General features: G+C 45.9%; 7 protein-coding genes. 1 reads left to right on the top strand and 6 read right to left on the bottom strand.

What is annotated here, in order from left to right:
* Positions 1 to 5: 5 nt before the first annotated feature.
* The 3 genes from B0O44_RS17995 to B0O44_RS17980 all read right to left on the bottom strand — a co-directional run bounded on the left by B0O44_RS17995 (position 6) and on the right by B0O44_RS17980 (position 7,360).
* Positions 6 to 5,201 (bottom strand): T9SS type B sorting domain-containing protein, encoded by a 5,196-nt coding sequence (locus tag B0O44_RS17995; RefSeq protein WP_110833557.1) that lies wholly within the window; start codon positions 5,199 to 5,201, stop codon positions 6 to 8.
* A gap of 1,125 nt (positions 5,202 to 6,326) precedes the next feature.
* Positions 6,327 to 6,779 (bottom strand): DinB family protein, encoded by a 453-nt coding sequence (locus B0O44_RS17985; RefSeq protein ID WP_110833555.1) that lies wholly within the window; start codon positions 6,777 to 6,779, stop codon positions 6,327 to 6,329.
* 65 nt (positions 6,780 to 6,844) lie between these two features.
* Complete coding sequence (locus B0O44_RS17980; protein WP_110833554.1) at positions 6,845 to 7,360, bottom strand: GNAT family N-acetyltransferase; 516 nt, start codon at positions 7,358 to 7,360, stop codon at positions 6,845 to 6,847.
* A 110-nt stretch (positions 7,361 to 7,470) separates the two neighbouring features.
* On the opposite strand from B0O44_RS17980, the gene B0O44_RS17975 reads away from it, so the two are divergent.
* A complete protein-coding gene (locus tag B0O44_RS17975; protein ID WP_110833553.1) occupies positions 7,471 to 8,898 on the top strand; it encodes an aminotransferase-like domain-containing protein in 1,428 nt (475 codons plus the stop codon).
* A 1-nt stretch (position 8,899) separates the two neighbouring features.
* Here the strand turns inward: B0O44_RS17975 and B0O44_RS17970 are convergent, their stop codons facing one another.
* From B0O44_RS17970 to B0O44_RS17960, 3 genes are all read right to left on the bottom strand, one after another.
* A complete protein-coding gene (locus tag B0O44_RS17970) occupies positions 8,900 to 9,196 on the bottom strand; it encodes a Dabb family protein (protein WP_110833552.1) in 297 nt (98 codons plus the stop codon).
* A 75-nt stretch (positions 9,197 to 9,271) separates the two neighbouring features.
* A complete protein-coding gene (locus B0O44_RS17965) occupies positions 9,272 to 9,670 on the bottom strand; it encodes a hypothetical protein (RefSeq protein WP_146229866.1) in 399 nt (132 codons plus the stop codon).
* Positions 9,671 to 9,746: 76 nt separating this feature from the next.
* Positions 9,747 to 16,136 (bottom strand): alpha-2-macroglobulin family protein, encoded by a 6,390-nt coding sequence (locus B0O44_RS17960; protein ID WP_110833550.1) that lies wholly within the window; start codon positions 16,134 to 16,136, stop codon positions 9,747 to 9,749.
* Between the last annotated feature and the right edge of the window lie 134 nt (positions 16,137 to 16,270).

Here is a 16,270-nt window from a genome sequence, read left to right as displayed (position 1 = left end):
GTACATTAATTTCTGATGATATTAATAAATCCTTTAAAATTTCCTAAACCCGGTCCCATGTCCAGAACGTAGTAATAGGTTCCTTCTGCCAGCGGACTACCATTTAAGGTACCATCCCAATCGTTGTTATAGGATTTCTTAGTATACAAGATCCGACCCGCCTTATCAAAAATTTTCAGTGTATTATTTGGATAATAATCGACGTTTTTGATGATAAACTTATCGTTGATCCCATCTCCGTTTGGTGTCAGCAGGGTACCGGCTTCCAGTTTGTAATCATCTGCAACCGTAATACTGATGCTTTGATCAGCTGTACAGCCGTTCGCATTGGTGACTGTCACTTTATACGTACCGCTTTGTTTTGGACGGATATTGATCATGGCCGTGTTTTGGCCACTCAAGATTTCTGTACCTGTCCAGCTGTAGCTTGTACCTCCTGTTGCACTCAGCTGCAATACATCTCCCTTGGAAACACTGGTCCCTTTAGTGCTCAAAATCTGGATAACCGGTAAAGGGTTCACCGTAATCACGGCATTTCCACTTTGGTTCTGGCTGCCATACACATCTGAAACGCTGATTAAGGTATAGGTAAAAGTACCTGACACATTACTTGGCGCAGTTAAAGTTGCGGTATTAGCCGTACTGACCAGGGTGCGGTTTGCGCCCCCGTTTAAGCTATAGGTAAAGGTATAAGGTGCCGTTCCCACCGCGCCGGTAAAAGTCACCACAGGGGCGGCACTGTTGATGCAAAGGCTGGTCGAGCCCGAAATGCTGGCCACCGGCAATGGATTTACCGTAATGGTTGCCGAGGCATTTTGTACCTGCGTGCTGTTGACATCGGCAATTTTGGTTAAGGTATATACAAAAGTACCCAATGCATTGGTTGGCGCAGCCACGGTTACAGTTGTTCCTGTTGCAGTAACGGTTTTGTCTGCCCCGCCATTAATGTTGTAGGTGAAGGTAAATGGTGCATTCCCTTTGCTTGCGGTAAAGGTGATTAAAGGTGCAGCTGTATTTAAAGCCACTGTTTTTGTACCGCTAATGGTACCGGCCGCTTTGGCAAATATTTTGAAAGCAGCGGTTCTATAATCGATCGCATAATTTGCACCCAGGGTCAGACTGCCCTGTACAATGGCATAAGTACCAGGCGTTTCCCCTGCTGCACGGTTGATGTTTCCGCTGAAAGCATCTGTGCCGATCAGTGTTCCGGTGCTGGTATAAGTCAGTGCCGGATCTGCATCACCTTCCAGTTTTTGTTTGGCATCGGCGGTCACGACAATTTGTACCGGTTTAACCGTTAGCACCTGCTGTACGCTGGCCGGATTAAATAAAGCATTGCCTTCCTGGCTGGCGGTAATGGTTACTGTACCTGCCTTCAGGATATGAATCTGGTCATCAATTACCTTTACAATAGTGGTATCACTGCTGGCATAAGTAATGTTGATGTCGGGATTGTCACTGCGTGCATCCAGATCAAAATCCGGATCACCATAGGTAACCGTTTTAGCCGGGCTAAAGGTAATCACCTGGTTCTTTTTCACATAGCTGTCGTCGCGGGTATACCAGATCGGTGAAGTAATGATGCGGCTGCCGTCAGTTTCGACAATATCTGCATAATAATAACCTGTACTTAAATTGCTCAGCGCATCGTGGCTATAGGTCATGCTTCCCGTAGCGGTACTGTTGACCACCACCGGGTTTACCCCGCTTCCGGGTGTACCATACATCAGTTTAATACTGTTCACCGGACTGGTTGTGGCAGCAGTGACTGAAATCACTGGTCCGCCCACGCCTGTAAAAATACTGCCCACAGGTTGTTTGCTGATGCTGAAAACTACTTTCGCGGCAGAGTCTTCTGAGGCATAAAAGCGCATTTTTTTGATCGAACCCAATAAATCACTTTCGGTCAGTGCCGGTGCCATGACCACCAGACGTGCCTTGGTATGACGGCCAAAAGTCATGTTGTGGTTGTCGTGGTCAATGGTCGCTCCAAGGTGATAGCCTTTGGCCAGCATCCGGTTGTAATAACTCAGGTAGCTCATTGGACTGGCCGGATCGCCATAGGTAATATTGGTCGAAAATGCAGGACCACTTTCCAGGGCAGCACCTACTATAGCACTGTCGGCGCTCAGGTCGTAAGTGGCCGAAATGTTGTTAAAGTCGGTCGTATTTGGATGCGCAAGTGTGGCTATGGCGTTTGAACCATGGCGGTTAATGATTTTGAATAAACCAGTAGGTCCGGTATAGGTGCTTTTTGGCACAAAAATCTGGTATTCTCCTGGCTCCCAGCCAATCAGTGAATCAATACCGTATACAATCACGTGGCCACCCCCGCTAATGACACCCCATTCCATACCGTGCAAGGCAAGGAAGGTAGAAGTAGTTGCATTTTTGGCGGCGTCGATACCCGGTTGCCAGTTGGCCAGGGACATTCCCGCCTGGGTATGGTTGTGCTCAGAAATTCCGAGGAAATCCATTTTCATGGAGTTTTTGGCAAAAGCATAATCGTCTTCCGGTTTTTTCCGGGTGTCGTCTTTATTTCCGTCTGAATAGCTGCTGTGGCTGTGCAGGTTTCCATAATAAAAATTCAGGTTGCTGGCATCCAGCTTTCCGGTTTTCTGACTGCCGGTCAATGGGCTGCCGGTTAAGTATAATGGGCCACCTGTACAATTGCTGTTGAGTGAAAAAATGTAAAAATAATACATCGCATTTTGGGCCAGGCCGCTGGCTGTAAAAGTAGCACCCGTTCCACGCTTAACAACTGTACCGCCACCCAACTGGTCACCGGCTTTGTACACCGTTTGGTTTTGCGGGTTTGCTGTTAAAGCCTTGTCCCTGCTCATGACCACCAGGTATTCGGTAACATTGGCTGCAGGGGTAAAGCTGCCCTGAATAGAATTGTAATTGGAAGCCGTAATGCTGAAAGCCGAAGGCTGGGCAGCTGGTGTTGTACAAGGCTGTAACGCCACCGTCGTCTGGTTTCCACTCAGGTAAGCCGTGCTTAAATATTTAGGTCCCCCGGTGCAGGAAACATTATTTAAAGCAAAAATGAAATAATAATATTTTGTATTGTCATTTAAATTATTGTCGGTAAAGCTACCATTCACCAGGCGGCTGGAAACTGTTCCGCCTCCAATAGCAGTACCTACATTATACACAGTTCCGTCAACAGGCAGCGCAGTTAAAGTGCTGTTTAAACTGCGGATCACCAGATATTCATTGGCATCAGCTGCTGCAGTAAATGTTCCGGTAATGCTGGAAGTTGTAGCTGTAAAACTTAAAGCAGTGGCCGGGGCCGAAGGCGCTGCGCAAGGTGGCAGATTTGGCGGAAAATGAACTCCCAAGCGGTTAGGATCGTCATCATCCAACGCATTCTGTACCACCGCAAGACTGATTCTTTCCCAGTCATTTTCGTTAAATACCGGACTTGGTGCATTTACAGTCAGGTCCCTGACATAAGAGACGTCTTTTGCATTTACACCATGGCCAAAAGCATCAATAATATTATTAGAGGCATCCATCAGCACAATACCGTCATTTCCGTTAAAGTTAATGACCGTATTGCTGGTTTGGGCTGCACTTGCAGCAGTAATATACGGGACTTCATTTCCGTTTCCTGTATTTCCGATCAGGACCGTTCCTTTTGGAGGAATAATCACATTCAGGTTCATGATCTGGGTAGGGTTTCCACTGATGTTGATCGGGCCTGCATCACCTGAAATATTGTATAAGCCCAGTTTTAATTGAGGAGAAGCCGTATTGACCGGGCTATCGCTTAAATTGGTTAGCTCGATCCATTTATTGGTACTTGTACCCTCGTAATACTGACTGATGATCACCGGTGCATTCACCAGGGGAAGGTTGATCGTGGTGATGTTCAGTGTACTTACAGCCGTTTGAAGATTGGGCGTAGCAGCCGCATCCGCAGAGACACTGTAAATTGTATAAGCCGTACCAGGGCTTAAGCCATTGATTGTTGCACTGGCATCTGTATTTGCCGGGTTTGCAAAAGAACCCGCTTTAAAGGCTGCAGCACCGCTTCCGTCCAGTCCGGCTTTAACCTGAACCGCTGTTGGTGCTGCTCCGCCGGCTAGGCTCAACACGTAATAAGTGGTTCCTGCTTCATTGATGTTACTGATCAGGTCAACAGAAGTGGTCGTCAGATTGGTTGTTTTAGGATAACCGGCAGTATTTACCGGAGGGGTTACATCTGTAGCACCCAGCGTAGTTGCAGATAGACTGGAGAAGGTGCTTTGAAGATTAGCCGGTGTGGCCACATCCTCTGAAACGGAATATATTTTATAACTGGTGGAAAGTGTCAAGCCGCCGATGGTTGCTGAAGCATCGGTATTGGCTGTATTGGCAAAAGATCCGGATTTAAATGCAGCTGTACCATTACCATCTGTCCCCGCTTTGATTTGTGCTGCTGTAGTTGGTGCAACACCACTGGCAGGAATAAGAATATAATAAGTTTTACCTGCCTCGTTGATGTTACTGGTCAGGTCTACAGAAGTAGAAGTAATGTTATTGATTTTTGGGTAACCGGCAGTATTGGTTGGAGGGGTAACATCGGCACCAGCTGTGCTTACCGTACCGCCTATGGAAAAGCCCAGTTTACCAGGTGCAGAAGAAAAAAAGCCCCATCCGCCTGTACCGGTCTGTCCACTGGCATAAAACCGAAGTGTAATGGTTGTGGTTGCATCAACATTTTGAAGACTACTGATACCAGAAAGACTAATTGTCGGCATCAGGGAGGGGTTACTGCTCACTGTGGTAATCACTGAAGGTGTACCGATTAAGATAAAATCTGTACCATTGAGGCTATAAGCAAACTGATTACTTGCTCCAGCCCCTGCATAGTAGGTCGCAGTTCCCTGAAAAGCTGCATCTATAGAGCTTAAAGAGATTTTTTTACCTGCGGCAGCTGTTAGTGTGACCTGAAAATAATCAGTGTTGCTCACAGCGATCCCATCATTTTTAAACCCGGTGGTACGGAAAGAGTTACCTCCTGCGCTTGCCGCGGCACCCGCTCCCCTGGTCAGCACAGGTGCTGCTGTCAAACCCGGATCAAAAGTATTTGCCGTTGAGGTGGGCAGCTGGTTCTGCCCGGTAAAATCCCAGGCAGCAATTTGTGCATACAGTTTTGCCGGGAGACAAAACATAGCATACAGAAGAAGTAATAATAGTAGAGGTTTTTTCATATATTATTTATTTAGTTAATTCACAATCCATTACCGAATATTATTTGCGTTAATTTTAAGAATATCGTCTGAATGGTCTTCCCAAAACTAATTTGGGAGGACAAATGTAAGTTCAAAAACAAGTCGCTACGTTAAGATGCTGTTAATTATTGTGTTTGTGGAAAAATAAATTAACAATTTATCCACTTAAAAAGAAAAAATGTCAAAAATTTAATTTCTTTCCACATGGATTAAAGCTACAGAAAAGGTTAACAAGCGGTGCATGCCCGGCATCTTTAGTCCTAAATTGTTAGGAATATGTAGCTTACAGGTACAAAAGGCACAGAGCTCTCGTCGCTGCGCTTCCCTCGACCTGACGAGAGTGTTAGCCCGGAATCTCATTATTCTAATCCCTACTCATTCATCATCCCTACTCATCCGTCATCCCTGCTCATTCGTCATCCCAACTCATCCGTCATCCCTACTCATTCAGCATCCCAACTCATTCGTCATCCCGAAATGAGGAACGATTGAGGGATCTGTAAGCCAACCCCACAGATCCTTAGTCGCTGTGCTTTCCCCGTTATGACGAAAGTTGTGACAACAGTTAAAAAAGATACACTTTCTTTTGAGCTCCTTCGGGACTTGTTTTGAATTTGGGTCTTTTTTCAAAAGAAGTCCAAAAGAAGGTAGGTACTTGCTCAAAAGAAAGGCTGCCCAAAAATAATTCTGCAGTTTGATTTTTAAGATCTGAAATGGAACCGGAAGCAGGCCGGACAGACGCCTTCAGTCTGGGCTCTGGATCATCTATCTCTGCATTGTTTTTTGTTTGGTTTTCACCGAACAATATACAGGCCAAACCCGGAGCAGACCCAGCCTAGAAACGGCTTAGTTATAAAGCAAACCCTAAGCCCTTTTCGCCTGTTTTTTGAGCCCTGGTAAAATCCAGTTTGATGGCTTATACAAGATCGCAATTTTCAGCGAAAAACATTTCATTTTTGGAGTTTTTTATCTGAAAACATCCTTTCTTCATCTTATTAGATATTCAAAAAAAGCATAAAGACACAAAAGTATCAAGATATATAGATATCTTGATACTTTTATCTATTCAACTGAAAGACAGTTCAAAAACTCATAATTTTACATTTATCCTTCCACATCAATTAACCTTCTGTGGTAATTGATTTGTCCCAGATGATAAGACAAGTGGGTGCTCAGGTGGATCAGAAAATAGCCCGTGGTCATTTCCTTTTCGAAAACAACCAGGGGGTAATTTTTTTCCAGTTCTGCATCATCTAAACCGTCCAGGGTTTTTCCGATCATGGCTATGACCTGATCTATGCTTTCCAAAAGCGCAGCCCGGGGAACATCTTTGTCCGAAAACTCCAGGGGGCGGTTGCGCACATAACCTATATGGCCCAGCTGAGCGCCAATAAAATGGCTCAGGTTCCCGATCAGGTGCAGGCAAAGGTTACCGGCAGCATTGGAAATACCTTTTTTGGTAAGCCACAAATTGGATTCCTGCTGGTACAGGCCGATCTCCAGTTTCAATTGTTTAAGGTCACGCTCAAAAATAGATTTCAGGCTTTCGGTCATCATGTGCTTTCGTATTAGGAGGTTTATTCAAATATAAGTTTTTAACCGCATTCCTAAGCAGCCCGGAATCAGAGTTTAATTTCAAAAATACTGAAGGAACCTGTTTTATAATGCTCAGGCAAGCCCTCTGTATTGGACAACAGGTTCACGCCCAGATAAGTAAAACCGCAGCTCACATAATAGTTATTGAGTTTTTCGTTTCCGCTGCCCGTATCCAGCCTGACAAATTGCTTTCCATGCCCGATGGCGTATTGCTTTGCCCATTCTACAATGTGCTTTACAAAAGAATTTCCCCTATGGGCGGCACTGGTGGCAATTCGGTGGATGTATATGGCCGGCTCTTCATTTTTTTCTCCCCAGATCAGCGGATCGCTAAACGTGGTGGCAAAGACACAGACAATTTCACCTTCCATCAGGATTTTCCACTGTTTTTTTTCTTTGATTTCTTCTTCCACCAGGCTTCTTTCAAAACCTTTCCAGACTTTGGTGGCCACCTTCGCCTGATGGGCTGTGCCCTGATCATATAAATCAAAAATGGCATCGATATCTGCTGTGGTACTGCTCGTAATTTGAAGTGTTTTCATCTTTATAGATTTTAATGCTTTTATTTTTTCCGCTAATGCAAATTTCAGTAAATCACCAACACCAAAGCAGATACAGTTTTTGTATATTTGAGCATAGCAGTTAATTTTAAATGAAAACCCTGGTCCTGAAAAAACACTTGTATCAGCAAATTGCAGAAGGTTTCGAGCAACAGATCCGCAGCAAAGTGCTCGTCCCCGGTGATAAGCTCCCCTCCCTGCGCCTGCTGTGTGAAATGCACGGCATTAGCCAAAGCACCGCCATGAAAGTCTATTATGAACTCGAAGCCAAAGGACTGGCCTTGTCCAGGCCCCAGTCCGGTTATTTTGTTTCGGTCAGCATGCAAAGACATCCGCAATTGCCCCAAACCAGTACCCCTAGCGGACAGCACAGCAATATCGATGCTGAAGAAATCATCGAAAGGGTTTTCAGCATTCCAAACCCAGGCAGTATTATGTTGTCCAACAGTGTTCCGGCCAATGAACTGCTGCCCATTGCCAAACTCAATAAAGCCATGGTGCAGGCCTTAAGGGACCTTCCGGGCAGCGGAACGGCTTATGGTGAAAGCCAGGGCAACGAAAAGCTGCGAAAACAAATTGCCAGGCATGCCTTTATGATCCCGGGGCTCAGCCACCAGGACCTGGTGACCACCAATGGCTGTATCGGCGCCCTGTCTTATGCCATGATGGCTTTGACAAAGCCCGGTGACACCATTGCAGTAGAAAGCCCTGTTTATTTTGGCATCCTGCAACTGGCCAAAAGCCTTGGCCTGAAAGTATTGGAACTGCCTACCCATCCTCAAACCGGCATAGAAACCCAGGCCCTTGGCAAGGCCCTGGAAAAACATAAAATCAGTGCCTGTCTGCTGGTGAGCAATTTCAGCAACCCCCTGGGCAGCCTGATGCCCGATGAGCATAAAAAAGAAGTCGTGCGGCTCATTCAGAAACACCACGTCCCTTTAATAGAGGATGACATTTATGGTGATGTCTATTTTGGAGAAAACAGGCCTTCCACCTGCAAAGGTTTTGATGAGAGCGGCCTGGTGCTTTGGGCAGGTTCGGTTTCCAAAACACTGGCCCCCGGGTACCGGGTAGGCTGGATCGCCCCGGGCCTTTTCAAAAAAGAAATTTCGAGGTTAAAATTGTTCCATGCCATTTCCAGCACAAACATTACCCAGCAGGTAATTGGAGATTTTCTGGAAACAGGCCGTTATGAGCACCATTTAAGAAAATTAAGACGTGCCCTGGAAATCAATTGCCGCCATTACAGCAGGGCCATTATGGACTATTTCCCCGAACATACAAAAATCAGCCGGCCGCAGGGCGGTTTCGTGCTGTGGGTGGAGTTCGGCAAAAAAATAGACACGACCCAACTCTACGAACTGGCCATCCGGCAGGGGGTCAGTATTGCACCCGGCAGAATGTTTAGCCTTCAGGACCAGTTTTCCAATTGCATGCGCCTGAATTATGGCATGCCCTGGAATGATAAATTAGAGGGCGCCCTTCAGCGTCTGGGACTTTTGGCAGGCACCCTGAGCTGATTTAAATGGCGTCGTAAATGATCACTTTTTCAAAAAGCACACGGAATTCATCCAAAAATGCTTTGTGGACCGGGTCGACCTGATAGGCATCGTGGGCGGCCAGGTCTTCGAAAAACAGGACCAGTGAAAAAGTGTAAGTGGTATCTACTACTGCCCTTTCAATAGGTGCAGGAACACCCACGTGAAAAGATTTAATGCTTTCTATTTTCTCAAGGCTTTGAAGGCCCCCGCGGAAAGCGGCCTTTTGGGCTTCTGTGGTACCGGCCTGCAGCCAGAACAATACATGGTGTGCAATCATTTTTATATTTTTCCACGAATATAAGCACAAAAAAAGAGTGCCACCGGGGCACTCTTTCCTTTTTATTTAAAAAAACTAATTGGTCACGTATATCGGATAACTCGCAACTGTATTGCCATTGGAATCCTGAATGGTTAGGGTCATGGAACCTCTGGTGGTGAAGGAAGAGCCATAAATATCCAGTGTACAACTGCCATCGGGGTTTACCTCGGCAAAAATTTGTTCGTTTTTAACCGGATCACCACAAATCCACAGTACATAAGGGTCGCTGCTGTTATAAGTCAAACCAGTAGCAGTATAGGTATAAGGTCCACCGGCTGCACTGATCATTGTTGGACCAGAGATGCTACCGAACACCACTTTTGCGGCCTTAAGGGCAGTGGGCTTAAGTACGGATTTTTCTGCAGGGCTGAAACCCGACAGGGCACAAATGAAAACAAGAGAACAAAGGGTAAGGGCAGTTTTTTTCATCATAATTTTGGTTAGGTTGAGAAATGATTAATTAAAACAAGATACTCAAAGCGCTCCACGAACAGAAATTTATTTCACATTAAGGTTTTACACTCAAACGGACCCCCTGGGAATGCGCCGTAAATTCAGGTGCATACATACATTGCAGGCTCGTGATCCCATTAGAGAATTGTCCGGCCTGGCTCACCCGCAGTGCATATTCAAATACGTACACCCCTTTTCGCAGGTAAGCGATAAAGAAGTTGGTGGATGCATCCTTGGTGCTTTCATAATAGCCCAAACCATCCTGATATTTATAAGCCGAAATTACATTCACCGGCTCAAAGCCTGCAGATCGCATGTCCTTCAGGTGTACATATTCCATATCCCGGTCTGTGCGGATCTCTACACGTACCTTTAACAAATCGCCCACTTTAAGGGGCTGTTGGGGGCTAATGGCCTTTAACAACGGCCCTTTTGCCCCTTGCTCCTGTACAAATAACTGTTTATTAATTTTTACACCCGTTTCTGCTGAAGTGATTTTATCCAGTTGTTCAAAATACTGCCAGTACAACGCTCCCCAGCTCAGTTGTTTGCCTGGATTATGAATGCTGACTTTTCCCATTCCGGCCGCTATCTGAGGCCCTGGGATGCTCAACTTCCGGTAGCCGGTGCCCGCTTCTTTGTCCCCCTCTGTGGCCCCCAGTTCCATTAAGCTTTTGCCACCAATTTTTATTTCAGGTTCCTTTGCTTCATCCAACAAGTTATAGCCCCTGCTGAGCAAGGCATAACAGGCCGCAGCCGTTGCTTTGGTGGTTTTCCAGTCGGTTCCCTGTTTATTTTTCAGCAACCAGATTTTCATCTCTTCTACCGCTTTTTTGTCCGAAGCCACTTCATCAAAAGCTTCAATCAGCAAAGCCTGGGTTTCTGTTGAATTCTGATACCACCACCAGCCATCACGGTTATTTGCCCAGTACATGCCCATTTCTTCATGCTGCTGCGCCCTTTGTCTCAGCAGTTCTATAATTTTCATGGCCTCGCTAGGGTTTCCATTGCGCTGCAGAACCAATGCGGCCTGCCCAAGCTGATAAGGCTCCATCATTTTCCAGCCGCTCACAATTTCTTTAAGGTAATAGGTTTTTGCTTTTTCAAAAGCAGGGTCTGTATTTTTTTGTTTGCTGTAACTTCTGGCATACAGGTAATGCAAAGGCAAATAGGCCTTCATTTTAGTTTTCATTTCCCGCTGGTAATCCTGTTTTAATTGTCCGTCCAGGTAAATGATGGCTTTATTCAGTACATTTTTTGCCTCAGGGTTTTCTTTTTCATTAAGCAGTTTTAAATGCATCAGCTGACCCAGTCCCAACACGATATGCTGGGTAATGTAACGGTCTCCCCGCATTCCGTTAAACCAGGGAAAAGAACCATCGTTCAGCTGCATTTTTTCCAGCTTACTGAAATTATTTTTCAATTCGTAACTCATCCGGTTCAGGTCAAACAAAACCGCAAGTCTCTTTTTACGTTCCGTTTCATTGTTTGCCTCTCTTACCCAGGGGCTTTCTTCGAGTAAAATGGATTTGAGTTCCTGGTTTTTTTCCAGATTCGACAGCAAGGCCGTTCCGCCTTTGCTCTGCTGCCAGCTCTGGAAAACGGCTTTGATTTTGGGAGAACTGTTGATGATCCCGCTTGCAAAACTATTGGCGTAAAAACGGCTAAAGGTTTGCTCTGCACATTCATAAGGGTATTCCATCAGGTAAGGCAGCGCCTGTACCGCATACCAGACCGGATTGGAAGTAAACTCCAAGGTCAGCTGCTGGTGACGCAGGGTTTTAGATTTACCCGACTGCAGGAGTTTATCCATGGTAAAAGTTTTGTCTGTATTCCCGCGTACATTTATCGGCATACTTTCGGTCACCAACATGGCATTGGGCAATACAGGAATGGTCATTTCTTCTCCGTCGCTGTAGCTGCCCGAACTGGCCAGTACCTTATAGCTCAGGGCACTGATCCCTGCAGGAATTTTAAGGGTCCATTTTAAAACCTCATTCCCATTGCTTTCTACATTAAACCGCTGACTGGCCTTTGTTTCAGGTAAAAACAGTTCCAAAGGTTTTCCACTTAGGGCATCTTTGATTTCCAGTACGGCATTGCCTGTTAATTTTTTTCCCGATAAATTATTCAGCTTACCGGCCAGCACAATGGTATCGCCCTCCCTGAAAAAACGGGGTGCATGAATGGCAATGGCCAGCTCTTTTTGGGTAATCAGTTCCCGGCTAACAAAACCGGTTTTCAGGTCTTTGGTATGGGCAAAGCCCATCATTTTATAACGGGTCAGGGATTGGGGAATGGTAAAGTCAATTTGGATTTCCCCCTGGTCATTGGTCCGCAGCTGCGGATAAAAGAAAGCAGTTTCGTTAAAATTTGTCCGGGGGGCTATATTGAACAAATCATTTTCGCCCGGGTTAGCTGCCATATCATAAACTTCGTTTTTGGTCCCCCTGATCTCTCTTCGAACGACACGTGCGCTCCCACCAGAGGGTGTTATGGCTACGCCCGCAGCACTCCCCATAAGCATCCCATCCACCGAGCCACCCGGAGCCGCAGGCAGCGTAGTGAGGCCGCGAATTTTAATTACAGACCCGGTTAGCAAAGCTTTTTTCTGCGCACCATAGCCTGTAACCACAACCTCGTTCAAACCTGACCCATCAGGTTTCATCCGGACATCCAATCTTTTTTCCTTACCGGTTTTGACGGTCTGAAGCAAGTAACCTATAAAACGAAATTCGATGGTCTCGCCGGCTTTCCCATCCAGGACATAGATCCCCGAAGCATCTGTTGTGGTTCGCTTGTTACCAGATTTCAATGCTACGCCCGGCATTCCATAACCTTGTTCATCTGTCACCACCCCATACCATAATTTGCCTTCTTTTTTTAACTTTTCCAGTTTTGCTACAGCCTGTTCGGTGAGCATTGTTTTTTGTACCCGGGCCAGGTAATCCTGGTAACCGGAATTATAGCCGCCATAATAATTGTAACCAAACAGGTTGACCTGCTCATAACTCCGTTCTGTGGCCCGGTAATAGTTCCCGTAATTTCCTAAAAACCAAAGCCCGTTCCCACTTTGAATGGTATTCAGCCTGGATTGCCAGGTGTAGGAATCATAATCGTAGTCCTGTTTATTTAAGGAAGGCCAGGCCATGGCTTTAAGTTGATCCAGAGAGGCATCGTATAAGGTGGCAAGCAGTTCGGCCATTTGTTTTTCACCCGAACGGCTGGTGATCTTTAATGTCCAGCTTTCTTTTTCACCAGGCTGCAGTTTATCCCTGAAGCTTAAAAAATGAATGTCCAGCAGTCTGGAGGGGTCTATAACCTCTACATTTTTAAGGGCCTGAAAGATCTTTCCATTCTGGACCATACTGAACTGTACGGAAAAATCCCCTTCCTGGTTGGGCTTTGGCCGGATGACCACCCGGCTTTGTTTTGGAGAAACATTCAGCCAGACTTTTTCACTAATTGTTCCCTTATGATACACTTCATAATACACCTTTGCATCCCCAGAAAGGCCGGCGAGCCGGAACACCGCAGTTTCATTTGGTGCAATGCTTGTTTTTTCGTCCGTAAGCCACTCCTGGGCCAGCTGTATATTTTCCAGTTCCTGCGTCTGGACCCGGACAAATTGTTCTTGCAACAGGGTATCCCTTTCCATGTTTTCTGCCACAAAGCGGACTTTATAATAACCCGTCCGAAGCGTTCGGGCATCGATTACAAAGTTGCCGGTTCCCTGCGCTGCTGCCACGCTCCGGGAAAGGACCATTTTACCCTTTTCCCAGTTCATAGGATTAGCATCCCCTTTATATTCTGCTCCCGGAAAAGCAGTCTGAAAAGCCGCTTTATCCAGGCTATAGGTTTTGGGCTGCAGGGAAAAAGGGTTGGGAACGATTACTTTTCCGGGCGCCAGGAGTTCAGTCCATTCCATTTTCACCACAGCTTTAACAGGACCTCCGTTCAGGTTGCTGACCATAAAGGAAATGCTGTCGGCTGTGCCGCGCAAAAACAACCTATCCTGCAGGTTTGCGTATAAAACCATATCTTTTTTACCGGCATTAATGGTTTTTGCCCCGCTGATGGTTTCCCCATTAGGGTCCGTTACCTCTACCTTAACCTGGTAACTGTAACGCTCCTGGGCCTCTCCTTCTGCAGCAGCCAGAAAAGAAACATGGAATTTCCCGTCCTGATCGGTCTGTGCCTTACCTATGGCCACCTGTTTTGGTACGGCCCTGGATCCGTAAACTGCGGTCATCGTGTAATCTCTGTTAAAAGGGCTCCGATAAACCACATATTTTACGGCTGCAGCCCCAATGGCATAACCTGAAAAGGCGGTGGCTTTTCCATCCACCCTGATGCTGTCACCAAGTTTATATTTTTGGCCTGCAGGCTCAAAAGTGATTTCAAAGCCTGGGCGCTTGTACTCTTCGACCTGTACATCGACCGACCCATACTCTGTATTCAGCGACATCCGTCCATTCATTTTGCCCTGGGGTATGGTAAAAGAGCCTTGAAAAGTCCCGTAGTCGTTCGTTTTCAGGGAAACCTTTTCAATTTCTTTGTTATTGGCATCCTTAAACACCAGCTCGAGGCTTTCAGCAGTTCTGATTTTTCGCTTGCCATTTTCATTCTCGATAAAAAGCCCTTTATAATAAAGGGTCTGGCCCGGACGATAAATAGGCCGGTCTGTAAAAAGAAGCACCCGTTCTTCCTCCTGGTTGTCTGTATAACGATAATTATTAACCTCCAGCAAAACCGAATCTTTGCCCAAAGTCACCAGGGTTTTACTCACATTTAAACGTGTTGTGGAAAGGGCATAGCCACCTGTATTGGTAGAAAACCGCGGTATGACTTCTTCTATCCTTTTAGTACCGGAATAACGCACTGCTGTTTCCTGAATATTTACATTTTTAAGTGCCTGTCCGTTTTTACTGTCCCTGACCAGGTATTCAACGGAATCCTGTTCATTTACCCGGTGTTCCACCGACAGCCTGGTCACTTTAAACGTTGTAAAACCTGCAGTAAGATCTTTAAATGAAGTATCTGCACGGTTTTGTGCAATCAGCACATAATGCCCAAGAGGCAGCGCATCCATTTTATCCAGATAACTATGCTCCCGGTAATCTTTTGATACAGGAAGGATTACAGACCATGTTTTCATGATCCTGTATCTTTTCAAAAACTTTTGATAACCTTCCTTATAATTGAGGCCAAAATCGTTTTCGGCAACAGGGACTTTATACAATTTTAACCAAATGGTGTCTACATTTTTTGATTTCAGCAGCAGCTGTGCCGGCTGCGCGGGCAGTATAAATTCCTTCAGCTCCAGCTGGATGTTCCTTTGTTCTATTTCTGCAACAAGGCTTTGGGCATTCCTGGCTCCAATGCTACCCGGCCAGGCCGAAATGGCCTTCCGGGCCAGCTCTACCGCCCGGACCAAATGGTCTTCTGCGCCTGTGGGGCTTCGTTTGTTTTTCAACAGTAAAGCCTGTTCTGTCAATACATCGGCATAAATTTCATTGCTTTTGCATTGCTCTGCCAGCTGTTCCAGGGCATCCATATACCATTTTTCTTTCTGATCGTCCAAGCTTCGGTTGTACATAAACTTTAAACGCTTTAAATCGGCATCGGCCAGCGCGGATTGGTCCTGATCATTTAAATGAAACTGCAACAGACCCTGGAAAACTTCTATGGCCGATCTGGCAAAAGAGGTACTGTCTGTCCCAGCAAGGGGCAAAAGGCTAAACTCTTTTGCCGGTGCAAAGCAGGCCTGCTGGTTAAAATTAAAATCCAGTTCACCGGTCGTTCCCAGTTCCATCTGGGTATTCATCATGGCATCCAGGGCACGATGGGCCAGCAGGTCGTACAGGGTCGGACGCAGGAACCTGTTGCTGCTGTCCCCGGAAAGAACCTCTTTTAAACTACCTGTTTTTAAAGCCTTCAACTGTTTTTGTTCTGCAAGGGAGGCCATATAATTTTTAACTGTCTGCTGGGCCAGTTTTTTAACCGACCAGGTCCGGATGTCCTGCGAAGTATCGGCCTCCAGACTTGTTCGCTGGCGGATCCGGTACAGGTTCTGCTGAAAATACTTCCAATAGGTTTCCGCCAGCAGAGACTGTAAAACACTCTTTTGCGGCTGGGCGGCCAGACGGATGTCTTCCTGGAGGTCGCTCAGGATTTTCACAAAAGCATCTTCCTGGAGGTAACTTTGAAAAAGCATCCGGTAAAGCACCGATTTAATTAGCATTACGGGTTCTTTTTCTTTTCTGGCCCATGCGTTGATCTGATTGATCCGCTCCAGGGCATCTTTAGGTTTTGCAGCGGCGGCTAAAGAATCTACCGCTTTAAAACCCTGCTCGTATTTTTTGAGCGTTTGTTGTGAAAATATTTTTCCGGGAAACAAAAATAGCGCAATGAAAAATAAAGAGAGGGTAAAGGTAGCCTTCATAAGTCCGTTTTAAAGAAGATGTGCTTCCGTGGAAAATTCCATAAAGCTTTTCTAAAATACAATTATTTTAATTTAATGAAGCCGCTGGGTTAAAGCATTACATTATTGTAAATTAGATTTAAAATTCTAAGCTT

This window comes from Pedobacter nutrimenti (genome assembly GCF_003208655.1).
GTDB lineage: Bacteria > Bacteroidota > Bacteroidia > Sphingobacteriales > Sphingobacteriaceae > Pedobacter > Pedobacter nutrimenti.
This window is presented reverse-complemented; position numbering and strand designations above follow the sequence as displayed.

Coding starts and splice junctions, on each gene's coding strand:
- B0O44_RS17985 (WP_110833555.1), bottom strand. CDS start 6,779: ATGATGACCGAAAGCCTGAAATCTATTTTTGAGCGTGACCTTAAACAA.
- B0O44_RS17960 (WP_110833550.1), bottom strand. CDS start 16,136: ATGAAGGCTACCTTTACCCTCTCTTTATTTTTCATTGCGCTATTTTTG.
- B0O44_RS17980 (WP_110833554.1), bottom strand. CDS start 7,360: ATGAAAACACTTCAAATTACGAGCAGTACCACAGCAGATATCGATGCC.
- B0O44_RS17965 (WP_146229866.1), bottom strand. CDS start 9,670: ATGATGAAAAAAACTGCCCTTACCCTTTGTTCTCTTGTTTTCATTTGT.
- B0O44_RS17995 (WP_110833557.1), bottom strand. CDS start 5,201: ATGAAAAAACCTCTACTATTATTACTTCTTCTGTATGCTATGTTTTGT.
- B0O44_RS17970 (WP_110833552.1), bottom strand. CDS start 9,196: ATGATTGCACACCATGTATTGTTCTGGCTGCAGGCCGGTACCACAGAA.
- B0O44_RS17975 (WP_110833553.1), top strand. CDS start 7,471: ATGAAAACCCTGGTCCTGAAAAAACACTTGTATCAGCAAATTGCAGAA.